We start from the raw sequence: 20,636 nt of genomic DNA, 5'->3' as shown, positions 1-20,636 counted from the left end.
GATTCACCTACAAAAAACTATTTCCAAGTAATCATACGTTTAATCTGGTTAGTATAATTTTCAATCTGTTGTTGTTGCTCCTCTAAACTTGCAACTTCATTTTTTGTTCTCTGAATTTTCGCATTCAAAGCACTCAGTTCTGGACTAAATTCAATAATATTTTGGACAATTATACTTGTGAGATTAAATAGCCACATTTTAAAAGCTTTTTCATGCTCTGAACAAATACTTCCAGCAAATTCCGTCATCTTTGATTTAAATAAATCATTAAAGGTCCTCTTAAGGCCAGACGCGTTAACTTTACTTGATCTCAAAGTAAAATCACCCAATCTAAAGACATAACTGAGTTCTTCTTTACTAAATTTTTCAAGATTCAATTGACCAAAATTTATCTCTTCATAAGATAAAATCAAGTGAGAAAGCTTTTGACGTTTTTCTGGTTCAAGTCCCAAATCACCTGAAATAATAGCCTCAAATTGAGATTTAATTTCAGAAGCATGATTAGCCCAAAAACTGCTAGAAATACGTTCAAATTCAACCCTTGACAAATAAAGTTCTTCTACAAATTGATTTCTAAAACAATCAACTGTTTGCGCAGAGGCTAGATTCTCTATAGTGATTTTCTTTGTCTTGTTCTCACGTGTAACACTGAGATAGTTACTAAACTCATTACTGATATTGCCTAATTTTAGATTACTAATATCTATTTGTTGATGCTCAGTTAAATTTAAAGTTGGATTTAATGAGAGTATCTCTTTGTGTATTTCATTATAACGGTTTAGAACATCCCCTTTTTCAATCTGTTTCATTAGACGCTCTTGGAAAATCTTCATTTCTTTTGGATACTTGATCAAAAGGTCATTTTTTTGGGATAATGAAGTGGATTTCAATCTTTCAACAATGACAGATTTTTGGTCATCAAGATTAGCCTCCAATTCTGCCTCTCTGCTATGCAAATCTTCATTTTTCTCAGCAATGACTGCATTAGTTTTCAACAATAGCTTATCTAATAAAGCTTTTGCCTGTTGACACTTGTCATAGTGTGAATAGCGGTCGACAAAGGTTTTAATAGAATCCTCAATGGTTAATAAACCACTATTTGCATAAATAAGGTCGGAACTTTTTTCAGCAGTTGCTCGAACAGTATTAGACATTTGTCTTGGAAGAATATCAAACTCATACAACTTCTTATAGTATTTCGTTTCAGGATTTGAGTATTTTTCTCTATAAGTATCAAATTGCTCAGAATAGAATCCTCCCTCTAAATGCCCTTTTAACTTCGATCCAAGTCCTAAAATTGAAGACACGTAATAAATGCCTTGAGCATATAATTCTCTTGGAACGACTTGATTCATAATCTTGTTTCTAAACGAATCACGTTTAAAATTAGCCAGACTTAAATCTGCAGCCTCAGCCTTATTAACCACAATCATGGTGAACCGTTCATCTAATCCATCTACTGAAATAAGCTTTTCTTTTAAGTTACTGTTGTCTTTGCTATCCAAGGAACTACTGTCAGTTACAAAAACTGGTAATCCATTTGACATACCAGCCATGGCATTAGCGAGAACTTCGGAATGTTGACTATTTGTTGATGAATTAGAACCTGGAGTGTCGAATATCGTAATTTTTGAACCTACATCTCCTAAAATACCTTTTGAAAATGGGACAAGTATTTCGATTAAATCTCCAACACCTTCGTCAGCAAAATCATTGATTACTTCTAAAACTGCATGTAGCTTTGAAATGATTGAATCAAAAGAATCATTCAATATTTCATTTATTTCCTTACCAAATGCATCAGTCTCATTTAATCCATCATAAAACACTTGATCATCATGGAAAGTAAGAACAACTCTATCATCTTTAAATATAAAAGAGATTTTAGCACGATCTTCATAAGTACTAGCCGTGATTTTATAGATTTTAGCGGTCACGGGAGTCTCAGCACTTGGAAGTAATTCCTGTCCAATCAAGGCATTAATAAAGGTCGACTTTCCTGCACTATAAGTTCCGAGCACACAGATAGGAACTGTATCTCCCGAAGCATCCGAAAAGCGTTTTAACTGTGCTTCAATTTCCTTGTTGCTCTCACCAATATTCTTTATAATCAGTGGCTCAAGATTTCTAAAAATACGATTAATTTCTGGTAGAACATCACGTGCATTCTCTAAATAGTTTGTTGATGATGACAAAATAATATTTGAAAAGCGCTCATCTTTTAATGCTTCATCTAACTGTTGCTTCTCATCATTTGGCCCCTCAAAAATTAATTCAAGTTTTTCATCTGGAACAGCATACTCATTTTCAATTTCTTTTAAAATATCATATACCTTAAAAGGAAAAAAGCCACGTTGAAAAACGGCTGAAACTAACTTACTATTTGAGTTATTCTCACTATTTATTGTTATCCAACTTTCACTAGATAAGTCGTAACGGCTAAAAGTTACTGTCTTTTCGTAAGGATTACTTACAACTTTAATTTTATTCATAATTACTCCGATTATTTAATAATACAAGTGTATTATATCACAGCAAACGGTTTTCTGTATGCGCTTTCTATAAAATCTAACTATTTTTATTTATCTAATGTTTAGCTCATTTTTCACCCCACACAAAAAATCCCATCACATATTATGTGATAGGATTAGTATGTTTATTCCATTTCGAAGCTTTCGCTCTTAATCTTATCAGGTAAGATGAGAGACAAAAGAATACACAAGATGGCTGGTATCAACCATGGCAGTGATGCTCCTGATAATGGAAGGAAGTTAATGAGGGCATTGAGTCCCGCAAGTTTAAACTGGCTTCCAATTACACTAAGCAAGGCAATCAGCGTGACTACTGCAACTGTCACTTGCATACCAGGTTTAGACAAGGCCACGAACTTGTTGGCAATCACAATCATAACAATCGTGATGGTGATTGGGTAGAGAATTAAAAGCACTGGCACTGAGAAAGCAATGATATTGTTAAGTCCCAAGTTGGCAATCGCAAACCCAATCAAGGCAAAGATAATGGCGTAAGCCTTGTAAGATACTTTCGGAAATGCCTTGTGGAAGAATTCCCCAGTCGCAACGATAAGTCCTGCGGTTGTTGTGAAGCAAGTCACTGTCACCATGATAGCTAGGAAAATCTGAGCCGCTGGTCCAAAGATGGCTTGTGTGGCTTGTGACAAGACACTTGCACCAATATTGGCATCTTTTGGTAATCCCGCCACTTGGAGTGGGAAATGATTCCCCAAAAAGGCTAATCCCAAATACAGAGCACCAAAGAGAAGCGTCACTACGAAACCAACGACCCAAATCGTTGAGATATACTCTTTTTTAGACTTGAAGCCTAATTGGTTGAGTGTGACTACTGCTACTACACTGAAGGCCACAGAAGCCAAGGCATCCAAGGTGTTGTAGCCTTCCAAGAATCCTTTACCAAAAGCAGAAGCCTGATAGGCTTGACTTGCATCCTGAGGATTGTGACCACCATATTTAAATGCTCCTGCCACGATAACGACAACAATCATGATGGCAAAGATAGGCGTCAATATACGTCCAATACTATCTAAAATTTTAGATGGATTCATGGCAATCCAAAGTGCTAGAGCAAAGTAGATTACGGTAAAGACAAAGAGCCAAAGGCTAGTATGTCCACTTCCAATCAAAGGCGAGAAGCCAATTGAAAAGGCGGTGGCCGCCGTTCTAGGAATGGCAAAGAAAGGACCAATGGACAGATAAAGTACTGCCAAATAGACTAGGGCAAACTTAGGCGAGATTTTTTGAGAAATCTCATGAATGTAACCCTTAGGATTTAAAGTCCCGATAACTAGTGTTAGGATGGCAATACCAACACCTGATAGGACAAAGCCGGCAATGGCTGGCCAAAAATGACCTCCAGATTCAAAGCCTAACTGAGGGGGAAAAGTCAGATTTCCCGCTCCAAAGAACATACCAAACAACAATAAAGCTGTAAGGCTTCCCTTTTTTAACATAAGTTTCTCCAATCTAAAACAAACAAGATTTTATGCCCCAAATAGACACAACTTGTTTATTATAATTTTAGTCAACTTATTTAGTATGACATGATTAGTTTGGAACTTCAAGCTATTGAAACGTATTTACAAAGGTTTTTAAAATTGCAAATTTTCTGTATCCTTGTACAAAAAAACTAGACAAGATTCTCATCTCGTCTAGTTTGATATTTTGATTATGGGTGACTGACAATCAGTTCAAGGTTTCCCTTAATTTGCCATGCTTCAACATCGCTAGGAAGAATAAAGTGGCTGCCTTTTGCAATTGGGTATTCTTGATCATCGACTAAGAGGCTTCCTTGACCGTCAAGTACACTAAACAAACTGTAATCAGCAGTCTTTTCAAAATCAGCCTTACCTGAGATTTCCCATTTATAAACGGCGAAGAAATCACTTGCTACTAAGAGCGTTGATTTGAGGTCATCTATTTTTGTTGTGACTGGTCGACTGTTGGCTGGCTCACCGATATTAAGGACATCGATAGATTTTTCAAGATGGAGTTCACGCAGGTTACCTTGATCATCTTTACGGTCAAAATCATAAACACGGTAGGTCGTATCACTAGATTGTTGTGTTTCAAGAACCATGATACCTGCACCAATAGCATGCATGGTACCACTTGGCACATAGAAGAAATCACCTGCTTTAACTGGAACCTTAGTCAAAAGATTTTCCCAATCCTTACTTTCAATTTGCTGACGCAGTTCTTCTTTTGATTTGGCATTGTGGCCATAAATAATTTCTGCACCTGGCTTAGCAGCAATGATATACCAACACTCTGTTTTACCAAGCTCACCTTCATGTTCAAGTCCATAAGCATCATCTGGATGGACCTGTACGCTAAGCCAATCATTGGCATCCAAAATCTTAGTCAAAAGTGGGAAGACAGGTTCCTGACGATTGCCGAACAACTCACGGTGCTCTGCATAAAGAACATCTAAAGTTTGACCGGCATAACGACCATTCTTAATAGTAGAAACACCATTTGGGTGAGCAGAAATAGCCCAGTACTCTCCGACATGGTCGCTTGGAATGTCGTAGCCAAAGACATCACGCAAATGTGTGCCACCCCAGATTTTTTCTTGCATAACAGATTGTAAAAATAATGGTTCAGACATAATTACTCCTTTTTCTAGGAACGAGAGGCCTTAACATTTTTTGGAATTCAAGAAAAGGTGTTAACTCTCTTAGAGATTAACAGTGAAGTCTTACATAAAATAACCAATCTCTTTAAGTTACCAGACTTCTGATTCTCGAAAAATTTAGGCAAGTTCTGATTGTTGATTACCTCAATTATAAGCATAATTTGTGAAAATATCAACAGAGTCCTTAAAGAAATCATAAGATTTTGGCTTAATGGCTGCAAGTCATTTCAATAGCAAATTTCCTTTAAGAATCCTACTCATTCCTTCATTTTTCGGATAGATTGATTGAATTTAAAGACTTTTTAACCTATAATGTTATTGATATTATGAAAGGAAATCTCTCAATGAAATTCTATTCCTATGACTATGTGCTAAGTCAGATTAGCCAACAAAACTGGGTTATGGTTGCCATTATTGCAGGACTTATTTTAGTGACCGGTGTATTTGCTTTTAAAGCCTTCAAAGAACGCCATGATACTAAGTTTCGTGAACTCTCTATTATTTCTATTTTAACCTTAGTTGCCGTGGTTCTAATTGCTATCAGTAATTTCCAAAGCAATCAATCAAACAATGACCAATTTAGAGCATCTCTTCACTTTATCGAGATTGTGTCTAAAAATCTCGACGTTGATAAGAGTAAAGTTTATGTCAATACTTCTACTACTACAGATGATGCTATCCTCAAAGTTGGAAACAAATACTATCGTGCCATCTCAGGTTCAGAACCTGACAGCTACTTGCTAGAACAAATAAAACTTTACAAGTCTGATGTTGAACTCGTGGAGGTTAAAAAATGACATCTTTTTATCTTGCTGTTGCAATTAAACTAGCTTTGGGGCTTATTTCACTCGTCTTTGTTATCAATTTAACAGGTAAAGGAAACCTAGCACCTAGCTCAGCTGCTGACCAAGTACAGAACTTTGTTCTTGGTGGAATCATCGGTGGTACAATTTATAATAGTACCGTTTCCATCCTTCAGTACTTTGTTATCCTGATTATTTGGACTATTTTGATCTTACTTCTTAAATGGCTCATCACCAATATTCGCTTCATCAAACATTTGATTGACGGTAAACCAACTCTCATCATCAAACAGGGTCAACTAGATCCTGAAGCTTGTCGCTCTATAGGACTTTCAGCTTCTGATGTCGCTTTAAAATTACGTTCTCAAGGAATTTTTCAACTCAAAGAGGTTAAACGTGCAGTTATTGAACAGAACGGCCAATTGATTGTGGTCCGTTCTGGCGATGAAAATCCAAAATATCCAATCATTACTGATGGGGTCATTCAAACAGAAATTCTTGATACTATTGGTAAAACGGAGGATTGGTTAAATGAAGAGCTTCAAAAAATGGGATATGACAACATTTCAGATATCTTCATCGCTGAATATGATAAAGGAAAGATTAATGTTGTCACTTATTAAACAAAATACTTGCATTACCGTTTAATATTGTCTACAATGGTCTCATCATAAAAAGGAGGTTCTATCATGGGAATCGAAGATAAATTGAATCAAGCTAAAGGTGCTCTTAAAGAGGGTGCTGGTAAACTGACTGGCGACAAAAAGACTGAAATTGAAGGTGCTGTTGAAAAAGTTGTAGCAAAAGCAAAAGACGGTATCGAAGATGTTAAAGAAGGCGTTGAAGGTGCTGTTGAAGGCCTTAAAAATAACTTTAAAAAATAAGACAAAAAAGAAGTTTTCAAGCCATTTGGCAAGAGAACTTCTTTTTTTATTTGTTTTCTAAACTAAAATTACTAACGAGAATGCTTGCTTCCTTTAAGTGCAAATGAGGTTGTCATCATAACTGCTCCTAATGCGCCTAGTCCCAAGCTACTCACATCACCAGTATTTGGTAGACTTGATTTACTTGTTTGATTGCTTTGTGAACTTTTAGATGACTGATTAGCCTTAGAACTTGTTTGGGTATTTTGTTTTTGAGCAAAATCAGTCTGAACATTTGTTTTTGTAGCTTCCTTTTGGTTGGAAACTTCTCTTAGCTGACCTTTTGATTCCGCTTGGGAACTTTGATTTTGAGTAAGAATCTTATTCAATTTCTCAGCAGTCTCATGAGCTTGTTGTTGGGCACTGCTTGATGTATTGGTCATTGTTTGTGTCGATTGCTCTTTTGTAGGCTGGTTAGCGAGAGAGGTATTTGATTTAAGCGATGCTCCTTCAAAGCTTGAAGGATTTGATGTTGACGTATTTTGATTTGATAAAGCTGTGTTTGTCGCTGTCATTGCTGGAGCATTGGTAGCTGGTTGATTAGCACTGCTGCTTGTCGTAGGGCTCATATTTATAGAGTTTGAGCTACTTGTTTGACTAGCAAAGTTTGGTGGGGTTGGACGTCCAGTATTAGCCGTCTGGCTTGTTGAACTTGTACTACTTGTGCTAGTTGTATTCTCAGAACTTGTCGAAGCAGATTGGCCCCATGGGGTATTGACGGTACCCGTATTTGTAGAGCTGCCACCATAGCTAGTTGGTCTGCCGTAGCCTCCGAAGTTATCAGACATTGAGCTATTGCCAAAGCCACCGCCTGGGAAGCCGCCTATGCCACCAGCACCAGGACCATTGTTTGTGCCTTCTTCAGTAGCTGTTGCAGTCACACTAGCACCACTTGATGTCGTAATGGTATAGGTTTCACCCGAAGTTAGACTCTCGGTACTAAAGACCACATTTCCAAATGAAGTTGTTGCTGTTGTGGTCGCTACAACATTTCCAGAACTATCTGTAACTGTGATGGTATCTCCAGCACTACCAGAGATGTTGGCCATGATATAAGACTGGCTTGAACCCGTTGTAAAGGCCTGAGCCATTCCTTGGTTACCTATGGCCCAAACGGTACCGCCAGAAATAATACCTGTTCCATCGTAGTCGATAGCAGCATTATCTGCACTTGTCTGAGCGACGTAGAGAGAACCACTTTTCACTGTCACATTGCCGTTACTGTCGATACCATCACCGTCTGCCAAGATAGTTACCGTTGCACCGTCAATATTGATGCCCACTTCATTTTCCAAGTCAGAAGTCGAATTGGTTAAGCTTGAAGTATCAGCGCTGTCCTTGGTCGTCCACTCAGTGGCGTTAATACCATCATCACCAGCAGTGATATCAACGGTTCCACCTGTCAAATTGATATAACGCCCTTCAAGGCCTTCGTCACCTGCTACAACTGTTACTTTAGAATTGCCTTCGACAGTCAATTCATCTGTAACCGTGATACCTTTATCAGTTGCATTAATGGTTACCGTTGAGTCGGTAATCGTCAAATCACCACTGTTCACATCTGTTTCGTCTTCGACCTGAATACCGTCATCAGTTGCTGTGATGTTGACTGTGGCATTTTTAATAGTTACAGCTGTCGTCGCATTGATACCATCTTTAGCCTCTGACGTCAAATCAAGCGTTACTGAATCAACAGTCACACTATCAGCCTTGATGGCGTGCTTTTCAGTACTTGAAAGGGTAAGGGTGCTTCCAGTACCACTCGTGATTGTTAAGGCACCAGCGGCTTCAATCGCATTAGCAGACGTCGAAGAAATAGAACTGTCTGAAAGGACATTAACAGTCAATTCTGCTGAAGAATTGGAAGTAATAGACGAATCCGTTAAGGTCACACCATCCAAGTAGATCGTCACCGGATCTGTCACACTACCCGCCACAATAATGGTATAACTTGAACCATTTCCAGTTAAAGTATATGAACCTGATTGATTAATGGTAACGGTAGGCCATCAACTGTTACTGTGCTACTATCACTCGTTACAACAGTTGTCCCATTAAAGGTAATCGTTGTCGTTGAGCTTTCTGAATCACTATCTTCAGACTCAGTTGTCGTTTCAGTAGCTGAATCTGAGGCGCTGTTGGTTAACACTGAAGCTGTTTCAGATGCAGTGGCTTCAGTGGTGCTTGAGCTTGTATTAGAGCTAGTGTTTTCTTCTGCATTGTTCGTTTCAGATGCTGAGGTTTCACTAGTTGTGCTTTCAGCAGTTTCAGAAGAACTTGCTTCTGGAGTTGCGGAAGTACTTGAATGATCAGATATTTCACTGCTTGACGATGTTTCTGTTGCGTCGGATGTTGAACTTGTTGCTGATGAATTAGTGTCAGATGTCGTAGTTGTAGTACTTGTATCAGTGTCTGTACTTGTCTCACTAGTATTTGACGCATCTTCTGTCTGCACACTTTCTTCAATCAAATCAGCAGTAGTTTCACCCGTCGTAACCGTTGATAGTGTTGATTCGGTGTTAGTCTCATCGGCTGCAGCCTTATTTTCATTTAAGACGACCGAGCTACCAAAAATTAAGCTCGCTACTAGGACTGAGCCTGCAGTTTTCCATTTTGATGATTTTTTAATGGCGTAACGTTCTTGTGTTTGTTTGCTATGTTTGTATGTCATATCTTAGACCTCTTTCTTACTTTTGAGATGCCTCTATTAAACACAAGAAACCTAAGACAAGACTTAAAGAAAGGTTAATCTTTCCTTAAAGTAAAAAAAATCCCCAAAACTATGGGAACTTTCAATCTATAGGATAAACCACTCTAAATTCTTCCAACACAACTAGACTGTCCTGACTAAAATGTAGTCCAACCTCATGCAACCATTTGCTAAAGAGATCCTCATGAAGCTCTCGCCAATAGGTTAACCTACGGTCTCCTTCACCTTCCTTGTAGGCATGGTCTTTAGAAACCTCTTTAAATGGGATGACCTCAACTTTCGTCGTTTCAATAATACAAATAGCATTCTCCTTACTATCAAGAATGACGCTCAGTTCATTTTCCTTGGGCAATGGTTCATTCGCCACTGCATACAAGTCAAAAGCTGAACTGGTTGCTGTCTTTTGCCCCATCAATACGAGTTCTGCCAAATAATCTGCTTCCACGCCAAAGGCCCAGGCATCAATCTTATCTCCGATTGTCTGATTTAAAATCTTATAAGCTTGCCACATCTGGTCTGAATTCATCAATCTACTCCTGCTTTTACTTCCTTTCCATTATATCAAAAAACGCTAGATCATCAGACCTAACATTTTCATCTTAATACTTAGAATGTTTGTAACCGTAAAAGGCATAGATCGCTGACCCAATTAGCACTGCCAAACCAAAGGTTAACCATGTCTGCCAACTGTACTGACTCATAAAGGAGAGGCAGACGATAATTGAAATAATGGGCAAGACAGGAACAAATGGAACCTTAAACTCATCCTTCTGTGGCAAGCCCTTGTCCTTACGAAGAATAATGAGGGCAATAGCCAAGAGGACCAAGTAAGCCAAGGTCGCAATGTTAACCAAGGATGCCATATTGGCCAAAGAGAAGATACCTGCTGAGATAGCTGACAAAACACCTGTCAAAAGCGTCGCATGATGTGGAACCTTATTAGTCTTTGAAACCTTTTGGAAGGTTTGAGGAAGGAAACCATCACGCGCCAGGCTATAAACCATACGGCTAAGGGCATAGGCCATTGAGATACATACCGTAATCAAGGTCATAATAGCAACCACTGATACGTAGTTGGCTGCCCAAGAAATACCGATATAGCGAAGGGCATAAGCCACAGCATCATCAACATTCAACTTGGTATAGTGAACAACTCCTGTCAAGACCAGCGAAACCACGGCATAAAGTGAAGCTACGATAATCAAGGCAAGAACGATACCTCGAGGAACGTTCTTTTGCGGCTCTTTAATCTCGTCTACTGTCATAGAGATAGACTCGAAACCAAGGAAACCAAAGAACATGAGGGAAGCACCTGCCATAATTCCTGTCTTTCCTCCATAAATTTGTCCAAAGCCAAATGGTGCAAAATCTGCCCAGTTGCTAGGATTCAAATGGAAGAGACCCACTAAGACAAAGACCGCTAAGGCTGAAAATTTGAGTACTACCAAGAGGGAGTTCAAACGTAAAGCCTTTTTAGAATTCATGAGAAGAAGAGCCGTCACCAAGACCAAGACCAAGACTGGCAAGAGGTCTATGTAAGTGCCTTGACTGGGATTGAAAGGTCCACTGATAGCTTGAGGCAACTTAAGACCAAAGCTAGCCAGTAGCCCCTTGAGGTAGGCACCCCAACCAGAGGCAACACTGGATACGGCATTCATAAAGACAATCATGGTCAACCAGCCACCCATCCAAGCAGGATACTCCCCCCAGACAGCATAGAGATAACCATAAACACCACCAGCCGATGGGTAACGTGAGGCAAACTCAGCAAAGAAAATAGCTGACATCCCAACACACACGGCTGAAATCAAGACCGAAATAATCAGGGCAGGACCAGCTAGAGTCGATGCCGCGGTACCAGTAATCGTAAAGATTCCTGTCCCAACCATGGCACCGATTCCCAGAAGGACTACATCCCTAAGGGTCAGATGTCGTTTCATCTCAGTCTGAGCGAGACCAACATCCTTTTTACGAAAAATACTCATTTTTATACTCCATTTTTTGCGAAATACCGAACTATTATACCATATTTCTTGGCCTAAAAGGGCCCCTTTCTGTATTTTTATACTTTTATTGTTGAATGCTATGCCAAAAATGGGGACTCCCAGTGCTTGCTTTTTAATTTTACATACATCTCTATCAAAAGAAACTTGCTAAAGTGGTTCTTTAGCATTCATTTTTGTTTCTAAAATCCTTATCTCGAAAGAATTTTCAATTTTTAGAAAAAATATGAAAATCTTATGAATGCGTTTGATTCTTCTAATGAAAGATGTTAGAATGGGGGCATTAAAAAGGAAAAGGGGAACTTTTATGGAAAATAAAGTTCATTTTAAACTTCATAAAGTGAAAAAACAATGGGTTACCATTGCCGTATCTGGTTTGGCACTTGGTGCCTCATTGATTGGAGTTGATGTCTCTGCCGACGAACAAGCTGCGAATCAAGTCACCTCAGCAAGCACACCTGAGAGCGTCAGCCAAAATCCTGATTTTGTCGTCACAGAAACAACTGTAGCTACGACAAAAGCTGATCAAGTCGCAACCAATAATGCAGCTGATACAACTGCTACTGTTACAACGGAAAAGCAGCCAGTCCTTAAAGAAGATCAAGCAAGTAGCACTTACAATTTGGCTAGTGGCGAAACGAGAACGGCAACTTCAACTTCAGAAACAGCTAGCACAGTCACTGAAGTAAACAGTCAAGCACCAGAATCTGTTGAAACTACTGTCGTTTCTGGCGGTCAATTCAAGAGTGATGCTGAAGGCAACTGGTACTACCTCAAAGATGGGAAAAATCTAACAGGTGCTCAAAACGTTGACCATTTCGACCTTTATTTCCACGAGGATGGAAAGCAAGCCAAAGGTGAGATTATCACTGTAAATGGACAATCTTTCTACTATGACAAAGCCAATGGACGTAAGGTAACCAATACCTCTATCAACATCGATGGTCAAGCCTACAATGCTGATGCCCAAGGTCGTTTGACAGCAGTTCTCCCTGAAACGAACAAACGCAACCAGTTTATCGAAGATAATAACCACAACTGGTATTACCTCGGCAAAGATGGGAAACCCGTCACTGGTGCTCAGACTATTGATACATTTAACCTCTACTTCCACGAAGACGGTCGACAAGCTAAAAACGAAAACGTTACTATTAATGGTGATAGCTACTATTTCGATAAAGACAATGGACGTCGTGTGACAGGTCGCCAATATCTTGATTATGCAAACCATAAATACTTTGGTTACTACTACTTCGATAAAGATGGCAAGATGGTAAAAGATGACTTTGTTACCGAGAATGGTAATCTTTACTACTTTGATGCTACTGGTAATCAACCTGATTCTGTCTTTGTCTCAGATAAATCGGGTAACTGGTACTACTTCGACAATTACAAGGCAACTAAAGGCTTCTCAGTCCCATTTGGTTTCCAAACCGAATTCCTAGACCGTAGCCAATCCGACTATAAGACAAGCGTTCAAAACCTAAACGGACAACAGTATTACTTTGATCCTAAGACTGGTATTATGGTAACCAATCGTTATGTTTCTGATGATAAAGGGAATTGGTATTACTTTGGTAAAGATGGTAAAGCGCTTCACGGTTTTCAAACGGTGGACGGTAACCTTCACTACTTCCATAATAGTGGACAACAAGTCAAAGGTGACTTCCTTTACTACGATAACGATATCTACTATCTAGATAAAGATAATGGAAATCCAGTAACTAACCAATTCGTTAATAGAGATAACTCTTGGTACTACTTCGGATCTGATGGTAAAGCCGTGTCTGGTTTCCAAACCATTAACGGTCAGAACCTTTATTTCCACGAATATGGTGTCCAAGCCAAGGGACAACTGGTTACCATTGACGGCAAAACCTACTACTTCGATCCAAATACAGGTGACAAGTGGGTTAATCGCTCACTTACCTTAAACGGTACGGTCTATAACTTTGATAGCAATGGTGTGGCGACTCTTAAAACTGCTCAAACCTCAAATCGAAACCAATTTGTTCAAGGTAGCGATCAAGAATGGTACTACTATGATGCTAACGGCAAAAAGGTCACTGGTTTCCAAACTATTAACAAGGACCTCTACTACTTTAACGATAAGGGCCAACAAGTCCGAGGTGCTTTCTTTACTCTAGGTGATAACCAGTATTTCGCTAACAGCGAAACTGGTGCTGTTCTTCGCAACGCCTTTTATCATGATACATCCACTGACCATTACGGTGTCTTCTCTGAAACTATCTACTACGCAGGAAGTGATGGTGCCTTCAAGACAGGTTGGTTTGAAGTTGATGGCAACCGTTACTATGGTAGCGACTATTCTGATAATGATGCCTTTAAAGGAAGTCTCTACACAGGAGTCGTCAACTCTCAGCTCTTTAGTCCAGATGGAAAACTCTTGACAAACGGTCTCTATCCTGAATTCAAGCGTACTGGTGAAAATGATTATGAACTTAAAGGCGTCTATATCACAGATGCTGATGGTAAAATCAAAGAAGGTCCTTATCAATATGATGGCAAGATTCTTGGATCAAAATATAGTAGTGTTCGCCAATCACAATGGTCAACTTTTGACGAATGGGACATTCTGAATGGGCACCTCTACCATTTCGACTCAACACCAATGACCTTCACAGCACCAAATGGTCAAAAAGTGACCACAAACGTTGCCATTGCAACAACTAACAAGGCCCTTACCTATCGTGGTGTAACCTTTAATTTTGATGCCAAGGGTATTGACGAGACAAAAGAAAAAGCCATCCACTTTGACCAATTGAAGACGGATCGTAACGGTACAAGTTATCTCTATGAAAATGGCCAAAAAGTCACTGGTTTGAAGACCTTTGATGGCGTCAGTTACTATTTCTATGAAGATGGCCGTCAAGCCAAAGGCATAGAGGTTACAATCAACGGTAAGACATACCAATTTGACCAATTGACTGGTATCATGACACGCAACGCCTTTTCAAAATCATACAACTACGAAGGTTCTCCACGTTTTCCATACTACCCAACACGCTACTATGGCAATGACGGAGCTGCTCTGACAGGTTGGCAAACCATCGACGGCAAGGACTACTACTTCCGAGCTAGCGGAAACCTTGAAACAGGACGTTTTGTCATTGGAGATAGAGCCTATAACGCTGATGACAATGGCGTAGTTGCTGACCGCAAGGGTGAACCTGCCTACCGCAATCGTATCGTCTACGATAAAGGAGATAACTACTATTACAATGACAAAGGTGAGAAAGTGACCGGCTTCCAAGAAGTTGATGGCAAGGTCCTCTACTTCGACGCTGAAGGCAAACAAGTCCTAGGACGCTTTATCACAGTTGATAATTACACCTACTATTTCGACCCTAAAACAGGTGAAAGATACACTAACCGCTCTGTCCTCATCGACGGTAAACTCTATACCTTCGATAAAGATGGACATGTGGTGTCTTAAGATGAGATGAAACCTGAAACCGAGACGAAAGTCTTGGTTTTTTTGGTGGGAGTTAAGTACCATATAAACTAACATTACATTTAGGAAACTAAAAATAGGCTGAGAAATAACCTCAGCCTATTTTATTTATACAAGAATTATATACTCTAATTATAACTTATCAATGATGAATCAAATCATATATTCCAAATCATAACTAGCATCAGAAAGAATACGTGCCAAAAATTGTTGTGTACGTTTTTCTTTTGGTCTGTAAAAAATGTCTTTTGGACTCCCCTCTTCGATGACATGACCACCATCCATGAAAACGACATGATTAGCTACATCTCGTGCAAACCCCATTTCATGAGTCACAACTACCATTGTTGTTCCTTCATGAGCAAGTTGTTTCATGACATCCAGAACATCCCCAACTAGTTCTGGATCAAGTGCCGATGTTGGTTCATCTAACAAGATAACCTCCGGCTTAACTGCTATAGCCCTGGCTAAACCAATACGTTGTTGTTGTCCACCTGAAAGTTGTGATGGGTAGTAATCTTTAAAATCCAGAAGACCAACTTTTTTAAGTGCTTCTTCAGCAATCTGTCGCGCTTCACTTTTAGGAACTTTCCTAGCAATCACTAAACCTTCCAAGATATTCTCGATGGCAGTCTTGTTTGCAAATAAATTGTAGTGTTGGAATACAAAAGCTGTCTTCTTTCGGATATCTAAAATATCTTTCTTTGATAACTTATCCAAAGAGTAGTCCTTACCGGAAATTGTTAATTGACCTCCATCTGCTTTCTCCAAGTGATTAAGGCAACGTAAGAAAGTTGTTTTTCCTGAACCTGATGGTCCCAAGATGACAACCACATCTCCCTGTTTCACTTGTAGATTAACATCAACAAGAACCTGACGATCTCCAAATGTTTTTGATATATGTTTAGCTTCTAGCATAGTGACTCCCTCTATGTAAATTGCAATTTTCTTTCTCCAAGGTTAAAGAGAACTTGAATGATACCACAAATGATTAAATATAAAATGAAGATGACAAAATAAGATTCAAAATATTGATATCCATATGCTGCTTCAACTCGTGCAATTGCGGTAATATCTTTTATCGTCATAACAAAGACAAGTGACGTTCCTTTCACAATATTGATAACTAAGTTACACAAATTGGGAAGAGCAGACTTAAGTGCCTGAGGAAAAACGATTCTCAGATAAGCTTGTCTTGTTGTTAAACCTATGGCTTGTGCAGCTTCTAGTTGACCTTTATCAACAGTTTGTAATGCTGATCGAATGATTTCCGATAAACTTCCTGTCGTCATCAAGCTATAGATGATAAAAGCATAGTAAAGCGGATTAACTTTGAAGACATCTATGTGACTCCCAATTTCTTTAAAAAATTGATTTAACAAACTAGGGAACAAACTATAAAAAAATAAAATTAACAGAATTGGAGGTGTTGCACGAATAAATGCAAGATAAACAATTGAAAAAGTCTTGACACCTCTCAACTTATAAATCTGCCCTAAAGCGAGAAATAAAGCAGGTAGAAAACTCAATAAAATTGCCACAACCATGATTCCCAGAGTTACCGGAACACCATATAAAGCCTTGATAAAGGTATCTATTATAAAAGTAATATTCATTATTTACCTCTCTTTTACACTCAATTGTTGTTCTGTTATCCTAGAAATCAACGATAGAATTAACGCTATTCCCCAATAAACAAGGGCAACAGCTGTATAAGTCTCCAAAGAATAATTTCCTAAATGGCGACTAATCAAAAGATTCCCTTTGCCCATAACATCAATAAAACCAATTGTATAAGCCAAAGCTGCATCGCGCATAAGATTAAGTATAGCTGTTGTAATATTTGGTAAAGCAACCTTAAATGCTTGAGGGGCAATAATTCTTACAAAGGTTTGTTCAGAAGTAAGCCCAATACTAAGCCCAGCTTCTAATTGTCCTTTAGGAATTGCTTGATAAGCCGCTTTAAACACTTCTGATATCATTGCTGAGAATAGGAGAACCATGGTCACTAGAACGAATATCAATTTGGACCAATCATTAATATCTAATCCCAACCACCAATTAAGAAATTCTGGAACTCCGTAAAATACCAAGAATAATAGCACAATAGGTGGGGTACAGCGTAAGATAAAAACATATCCCTTAGCTAAATTCTCCAAAGCTTTATCCTTGGAAAGGCTTGCCCAAGCAATTAATCCTCCTAATAACGACCCAAGTAAAGTCGTTAATATGATAACCAATAATGTCATTGGTAAGCCCTTTATGACTTCAGGTAATGCTCCAAAAACTTTTGAAATGTCATAATTGACCATATTTTCTCCTAACTAAACTCACTTCATAAGCTTATCAAAACATCATACTTTTACAACGTTACAATTTACTTATTTGTCTACGTATGAGAAGACATCCTCACCAAAGTATTTTTTAGATAACTTTTCAAGTGTACCGTCTTCTTTTAGTTCCTTGATAGCCTTAGTATATTCTTTTGAAAACTCTTCGTTCTTACTATCTCGATGGAAGAGTGGATAGGTTGGAATTCCTTTATAAGGGAACCAAGTCAATTTATCTGCATATTGATGATACGCACCATCTTTATCAGTTACAGCCTTTTCAAAAGATAATTTAATATCAAAGTAAGCATCATAACGATTTTCCAAAACCCATGCATAGGCATCTGAAACTTGGAAAGATTCCGCAGATGTTAACTCAATTGGTTGATCTTTATGCTTATCGTTGTAGTCTTTGATAACATTCCACTGAGCATTTTGTGGTGAGATTGGCACCAATCGACCATTTTGTTTTGCAAAGTCAGAGATATTTTTATATTTATCTTTATCATCCTTACGAATGGTAAATCCAATAATACTTGCTCCAATTGGATCTTTCGGAATAATAAACTTTTTAGCACGTTCATCTGTGTACCACGCGCCCTTCGTACCGATGTCATATTTACCTGACTCTAAACCAATCAAAAGATCATCATCACTTGTTCCGGTATATTCAAATTTGTACTGTGGAAGCTTTTTATCAATTTCCTTTAATACAGCTACCTCATAGCCATCAGAATTACCATCCTTATCAACAAAATCATAAGGAACATAGTTTTGAGTATGGGCAACTTTTAATGTTGTTACCTTTCCAGAATCTGATTTTGCTTTTTTATCTCCTGTTAAGCTACGTCCAATAACTGTAGCCCCAATAAGTGCTACAACAACAGCTCCACCAATAATCCATGTCTTTTTACTCATATTAATCTCTCCTTTTTCTTACAAAATTGCTGCTTCACGTACCCATTCAATACGCTCATGGTTAATATCACTTGGAATCGTGCAATCAGCACCAATGATTAATCCATGGGTTCCAGTATCAGCAATAATCTCCCTAACCTTTTCTTGAATAGCTTTTTTAGTTCCAGTATATAGAAGACCGTCTTTTCCATTTTCAAATCCTCCAAGAACTGTGCGACCTCTAAAAATGTTAAGACCTTTTGCCAAACTAATTCCTTCAGGACCGACCGCCCAATTAACTACCTGAGCAGGATAATCTTTAAAGAGTTCGATGTTATTACGGGCTCCTTCGTATCCGCAAATATGTAGAATATTATGTCCTTTGGCTCCATTAGCTGCTTCTAAAACCTTTAATTCACTTGGAGCAATGATTTCTTTATAAATTTCAGCGCTAACTCGCTCATCTTGAATACTTTGAACACTTAGGTAAATACCATCAGCACCTGCTTCTTCAATCACCCTCTGACTAAGACTCGCAATGTCTTCGCCAATAACATCTAAAACATGCTTCAAAGCTTTTCGGTTTTCCACAATGTAATCTGCGATAAGATCATCGCCACCTGAAACTTTTCCAACTAACCATTTTAAATAAGTAACCGGAGCGAAGATATTGTAAATTGCAACAATATCTTCAGGAAAATCAGCAATCAGACTTTTTACAAGTTCGACTTGTGCAGAAATCCAAGGATGATTTGCACCTAAAGGTTCAATCGTTTGCAAATCACTGATTGACTTAAAATCTTTAAAAGCAGGTTGTGGGTATGCGAAGAAACCATCACTCATCAATTTAACAAAATCAGGTTTGACTTCTTCAATAAATTTTTTATGACCAGCTTTATTTTTATCAATAATTTCTGGATTTTCAAAACCATGTAACCACTCGTCTTCAGTAGTAAAATGATGCCAAAATCCTACTGGGACACGATCAACACTTTCTCCACGAAATGCTTTCAAAACTAACTCTCTTTTTTCTGACATACGAAACTCCTTTTCTTTTATCCTAAAATCAACAACTCAATGAATTCACCTAAAATACTATAATCTCTTATTATCATTGGTTGCTTCAAAACTGAATGACATTATCTTATCAGAGATTATCACATCCGAAAAATAAAGAAATGTTATCCCTAGCCATAAATATAATTTATGATATAGTAATCTAAATTACGTTAAATCCTATTGTTACTTCTTTTAAGCATATATACCTACATAGTATTATTACCATCAGCTATAAGTAATTCTTAACACCAAGATAGAGAATTACTATCACAAACATAATTTAGTCTCTAGTCTTCCTGGAGAATCACTTCTCTGACTAACTTTGCTATAATAGTCTCAAACAAATAAAAGGAGATTTTCTATGACATCCTTATACGATTTTACAGTTTCAGATCAAGCTGACCAACCCGTGTCTCTCCAGGACTATAAGGGCAAGGTCGTCTTAATCGTCAATACAGCAACAGGATGTGGTTTGACGCCACAATATCAGGGCTTGCAGGAACTTTATGACAAATACAAAGACCAAGGATTCGAGATTCTTGATTTTCCTTGTAATCAGTTTATGGGACAGGCACCTGGTAGTGCTGAAGAAATCAATAGCTTTTGCACCCTCAATTACCATACGACCTTCCCTCGTTTTGCCAAAATCAAGGTCAATGGTAAGGAAGCAGAGCCACTTTTTGAGTGGCTTAAAAAAGAAAAATCCGGACCCCTTGGGGCTAGAATTGAATGGAACTTTGCTAAGTTTCTGATTAACCGTGAAGGTAAAGTCGTAGAACGCTTTTCTTCCAAAACTGATCCACTAAAAATGGAAGATGCTATCAAAGCTCTTCTTAATAACTAAAAATAAAAAACGAGAGTGAAACTAGAACGACAATCTCTGACTGTCGCTAGTTCTGCTCTCGTTTTCTGCGTTAAGAAAAATAGTATAGAAAGAAATTTCGCTTTATTTTAGAACAAAGCTGTCAATGCTGTAATTAAACCAAAGACGATACCTGGCGCATTTGCAGCAGCAAGGGGAAGGTCACGTTCTTTTTTAAAGAGACCATAGTAAACCCAAAGGCTACAGTTGATTGCAGCTACCAAAGGTTGGATAAAGTTTCCTTTATGACCAGACAGATTGTCCATGATTTGTGGTACGTAAGATACGTACATCATTACTGACATAAAGGTTGCTACCCAACCAAGGGTTTTCATTTGTTTATCTGACATTCGAGACTCCTCTTTTATAAATTTTTTCCTTGTACATCTTAAAAAATATTACAAG

Annotated in this window: 16 protein-coding genes and 1 pseudogene; 5 read left to right on the top strand and 12 right to left on the bottom strand. The window is 38.3% G+C overall.

Annotated features, from left to right (window positions below; all coding sequences use genetic code 11):
• Positions 1-17: 17 nt before the first annotated feature.
• From AX663_RS04470 to manA, 3 genes are all read right to left on the bottom strand, one after another.
• Positions 18-2,492, bottom strand: coding sequence for a dynamin family protein (locus tag AX663_RS04470; protein ID WP_060972820.1), 2,475 nt, complete (start codon positions 2,490-2,492; stop codon positions 18-20).
• A gap of 164 nt (positions 2,493-2,656) precedes the next feature.
• Positions 2,657-3,985: a branched-chain amino acid transport system II carrier protein gene (gene brnQ, locus AX663_RS04465; protein WP_060972819.1), complete on the bottom strand. Its 1,329-nt coding sequence runs from the start codon at positions 3,983-3,985 to the stop codon at positions 2,657-2,659.
• 215 nt (positions 3,986-4,200) lie between these two features.
• On the bottom strand, positions 4,201-5,142 hold the full coding sequence (gene manA, locus AX663_RS04460; protein ID WP_060972818.1) for a mannose-6-phosphate isomerase, class I: 942 nt from the start codon (positions 5,140-5,142) through the stop codon (positions 4,201-4,203).
• Between the two features lie 371 nt (positions 5,143-5,513).
• Here manA and AX663_RS04455 point away from each other — a divergent pair, with 371 nt between their 5' ends.
• From AX663_RS04455 to AX663_RS04445, 3 genes are all read left to right on the top strand, one after another.
• On the top strand, positions 5,514-5,966 hold the full coding sequence (locus AX663_RS04455) for a DUF3290 family protein (RefSeq protein WP_060972817.1): 453 nt from the start codon (positions 5,514-5,516) through the stop codon (positions 5,964-5,966).
• Positions 5,963-6,595 carry a DUF421 domain-containing protein gene (locus tag AX663_RS04450; RefSeq protein ID WP_060972816.1) on the top strand — a complete coding sequence of 211 codons (633 nt, stop codon included), beginning with the start codon at positions 5,963-5,965 and terminating at the stop codon, positions 6,593-6,595. Before AX663_RS04455 ends, AX663_RS04450 begins: the two co-directional genes overlap by 4 nt.
• Before the next feature lie 66 nt (positions 6,596-6,661).
• The gene (locus tag AX663_RS04445; RefSeq protein WP_060972815.1) at positions 6,662-6,856 is read left to right on the top strand and encodes a CsbD family protein; all 195 of its coding nucleotides are present in this window, start codon (positions 6,662-6,664) and stop codon (positions 6,854-6,856) included.
• 71 nt (positions 6,857-6,927) lie between these two features.
• On the opposite strand, the pseudogene AX663_RS04440 reads toward AX663_RS04445, so the two are convergent.
• From AX663_RS04440 to AX663_RS04430, 3 genes and pseudogenes are all read right to left on the bottom strand, one after another.
• A pseudogene (locus AX663_RS04440) lies at positions 6,928-9,566 on the bottom strand (carbohydrate-binding domain-containing protein).
• A 121-nt stretch (positions 9,567-9,687) separates the two neighbouring features.
• Positions 9,688-10,131 (bottom strand): ASCH domain-containing protein, encoded by a 444-nt coding sequence (locus AX663_RS04435; RefSeq protein WP_060972814.1) that lies wholly within the window; start codon positions 10,129-10,131, stop codon positions 9,688-9,690.
• 73 nt (positions 10,132-10,204) lie between these two features.
• Complete coding sequence (locus tag AX663_RS04430; RefSeq protein ID WP_060972813.1) at positions 10,205-11,590, bottom strand: amino acid permease; 1,386 nt, start codon at positions 11,588-11,590, stop codon at positions 10,205-10,207.
• 325 nt (positions 11,591-11,915) lie between these two features.
• Here AX663_RS04430 and AX663_RS04425 point away from each other — a divergent pair, with 325 nt between their 5' ends.
• On the top strand, positions 11,916-15,065 hold the full coding sequence (locus tag AX663_RS04425) for a KxYKxGKxW signal peptide domain-containing protein (protein ID WP_060972812.1): 3,150 nt from the start codon (positions 11,916-11,918) through the stop codon (positions 15,063-15,065).
• A gap of 171 nt (positions 15,066-15,236) precedes the next feature.
• On the opposite strand, the gene AX663_RS04420 is transcribed toward AX663_RS04425, so the two are convergent.
• The 5 genes from AX663_RS04420 to AX663_RS04400 form a co-directional block, all read right to left on the bottom strand.
• On the bottom strand, positions 15,237-16,001 hold the full coding sequence (locus tag AX663_RS04420; protein WP_060972811.1) for an amino acid ABC transporter ATP-binding protein: 765 nt from the start codon (positions 15,999-16,001) through the stop codon (positions 15,237-15,239).
• 11 nt (positions 16,002-16,012) lie between these two features.
• On the bottom strand, positions 16,013-16,699 hold the full coding sequence (locus AX663_RS04415) for an amino acid ABC transporter permease (protein ID WP_060972810.1): 687 nt from the start codon (positions 16,697-16,699) through the stop codon (positions 16,013-16,015).
• Between the two features lie 3 nt (positions 16,700-16,702).
• Positions 16,703-17,395 carry an amino acid ABC transporter permease gene (locus AX663_RS04410; protein ID WP_013990374.1) on the bottom strand — a complete coding sequence of 231 codons (693 nt, stop codon included), beginning with the start codon at positions 17,393-17,395 and terminating at the stop codon, positions 16,703-16,705.
• 69 nt (positions 17,396-17,464) lie between these two features.
• On the bottom strand, positions 17,465-18,331 hold the full coding sequence (locus AX663_RS04405; protein ID WP_045768570.1) for a transporter substrate-binding domain-containing protein: 867 nt from the start codon (positions 18,329-18,331) through the stop codon (positions 17,465-17,467).
• An 18-nt stretch (positions 18,332-18,349) separates the two neighbouring features.
• The gene (locus tag AX663_RS04400) at positions 18,350-19,348 is read right to left on the bottom strand and encodes a uroporphyrinogen decarboxylase family protein (RefSeq protein ID WP_060972809.1); all 999 of its coding nucleotides are present in this window, start codon (positions 19,346-19,348) and stop codon (positions 18,350-18,352) included.
• Between the two features lie 382 nt (positions 19,349-19,730).
• On the opposite strand from AX663_RS04400, the gene AX663_RS04395 reads away from it, so the two are divergent.
• Complete coding sequence (locus AX663_RS04395; protein ID WP_060972808.1) at positions 19,731-20,213, top strand: glutathione peroxidase; 483 nt, start codon at positions 19,731-19,733, stop codon at positions 20,211-20,213.
• Between the two features lie 107 nt (positions 20,214-20,320).
• On the opposite strand, the gene AX663_RS04390 is transcribed toward AX663_RS04395, so the two are convergent.
• Positions 20,321-20,581: a SemiSWEET family transporter gene (locus AX663_RS04390; protein WP_008534978.1), complete on the bottom strand. Its 261-nt coding sequence runs from the start codon at positions 20,579-20,581 to the stop codon at positions 20,321-20,323.
• Positions 20,582-20,636 lie beyond the last annotated feature (55 nt).

This window comes from Streptococcus sp. CCH8-H5, from assembly GCF_001556505.1.
Taxonomy (GTDB): domain Bacteria; phylum Bacillota; class Bacilli; order Lactobacillales; family Streptococcaceae; genus Streptococcus.
The sequence above is the reverse complement of the archived record's forward strand: the minus strand, read 5'-3'. Positions and strand labels throughout refer to the sequence as shown.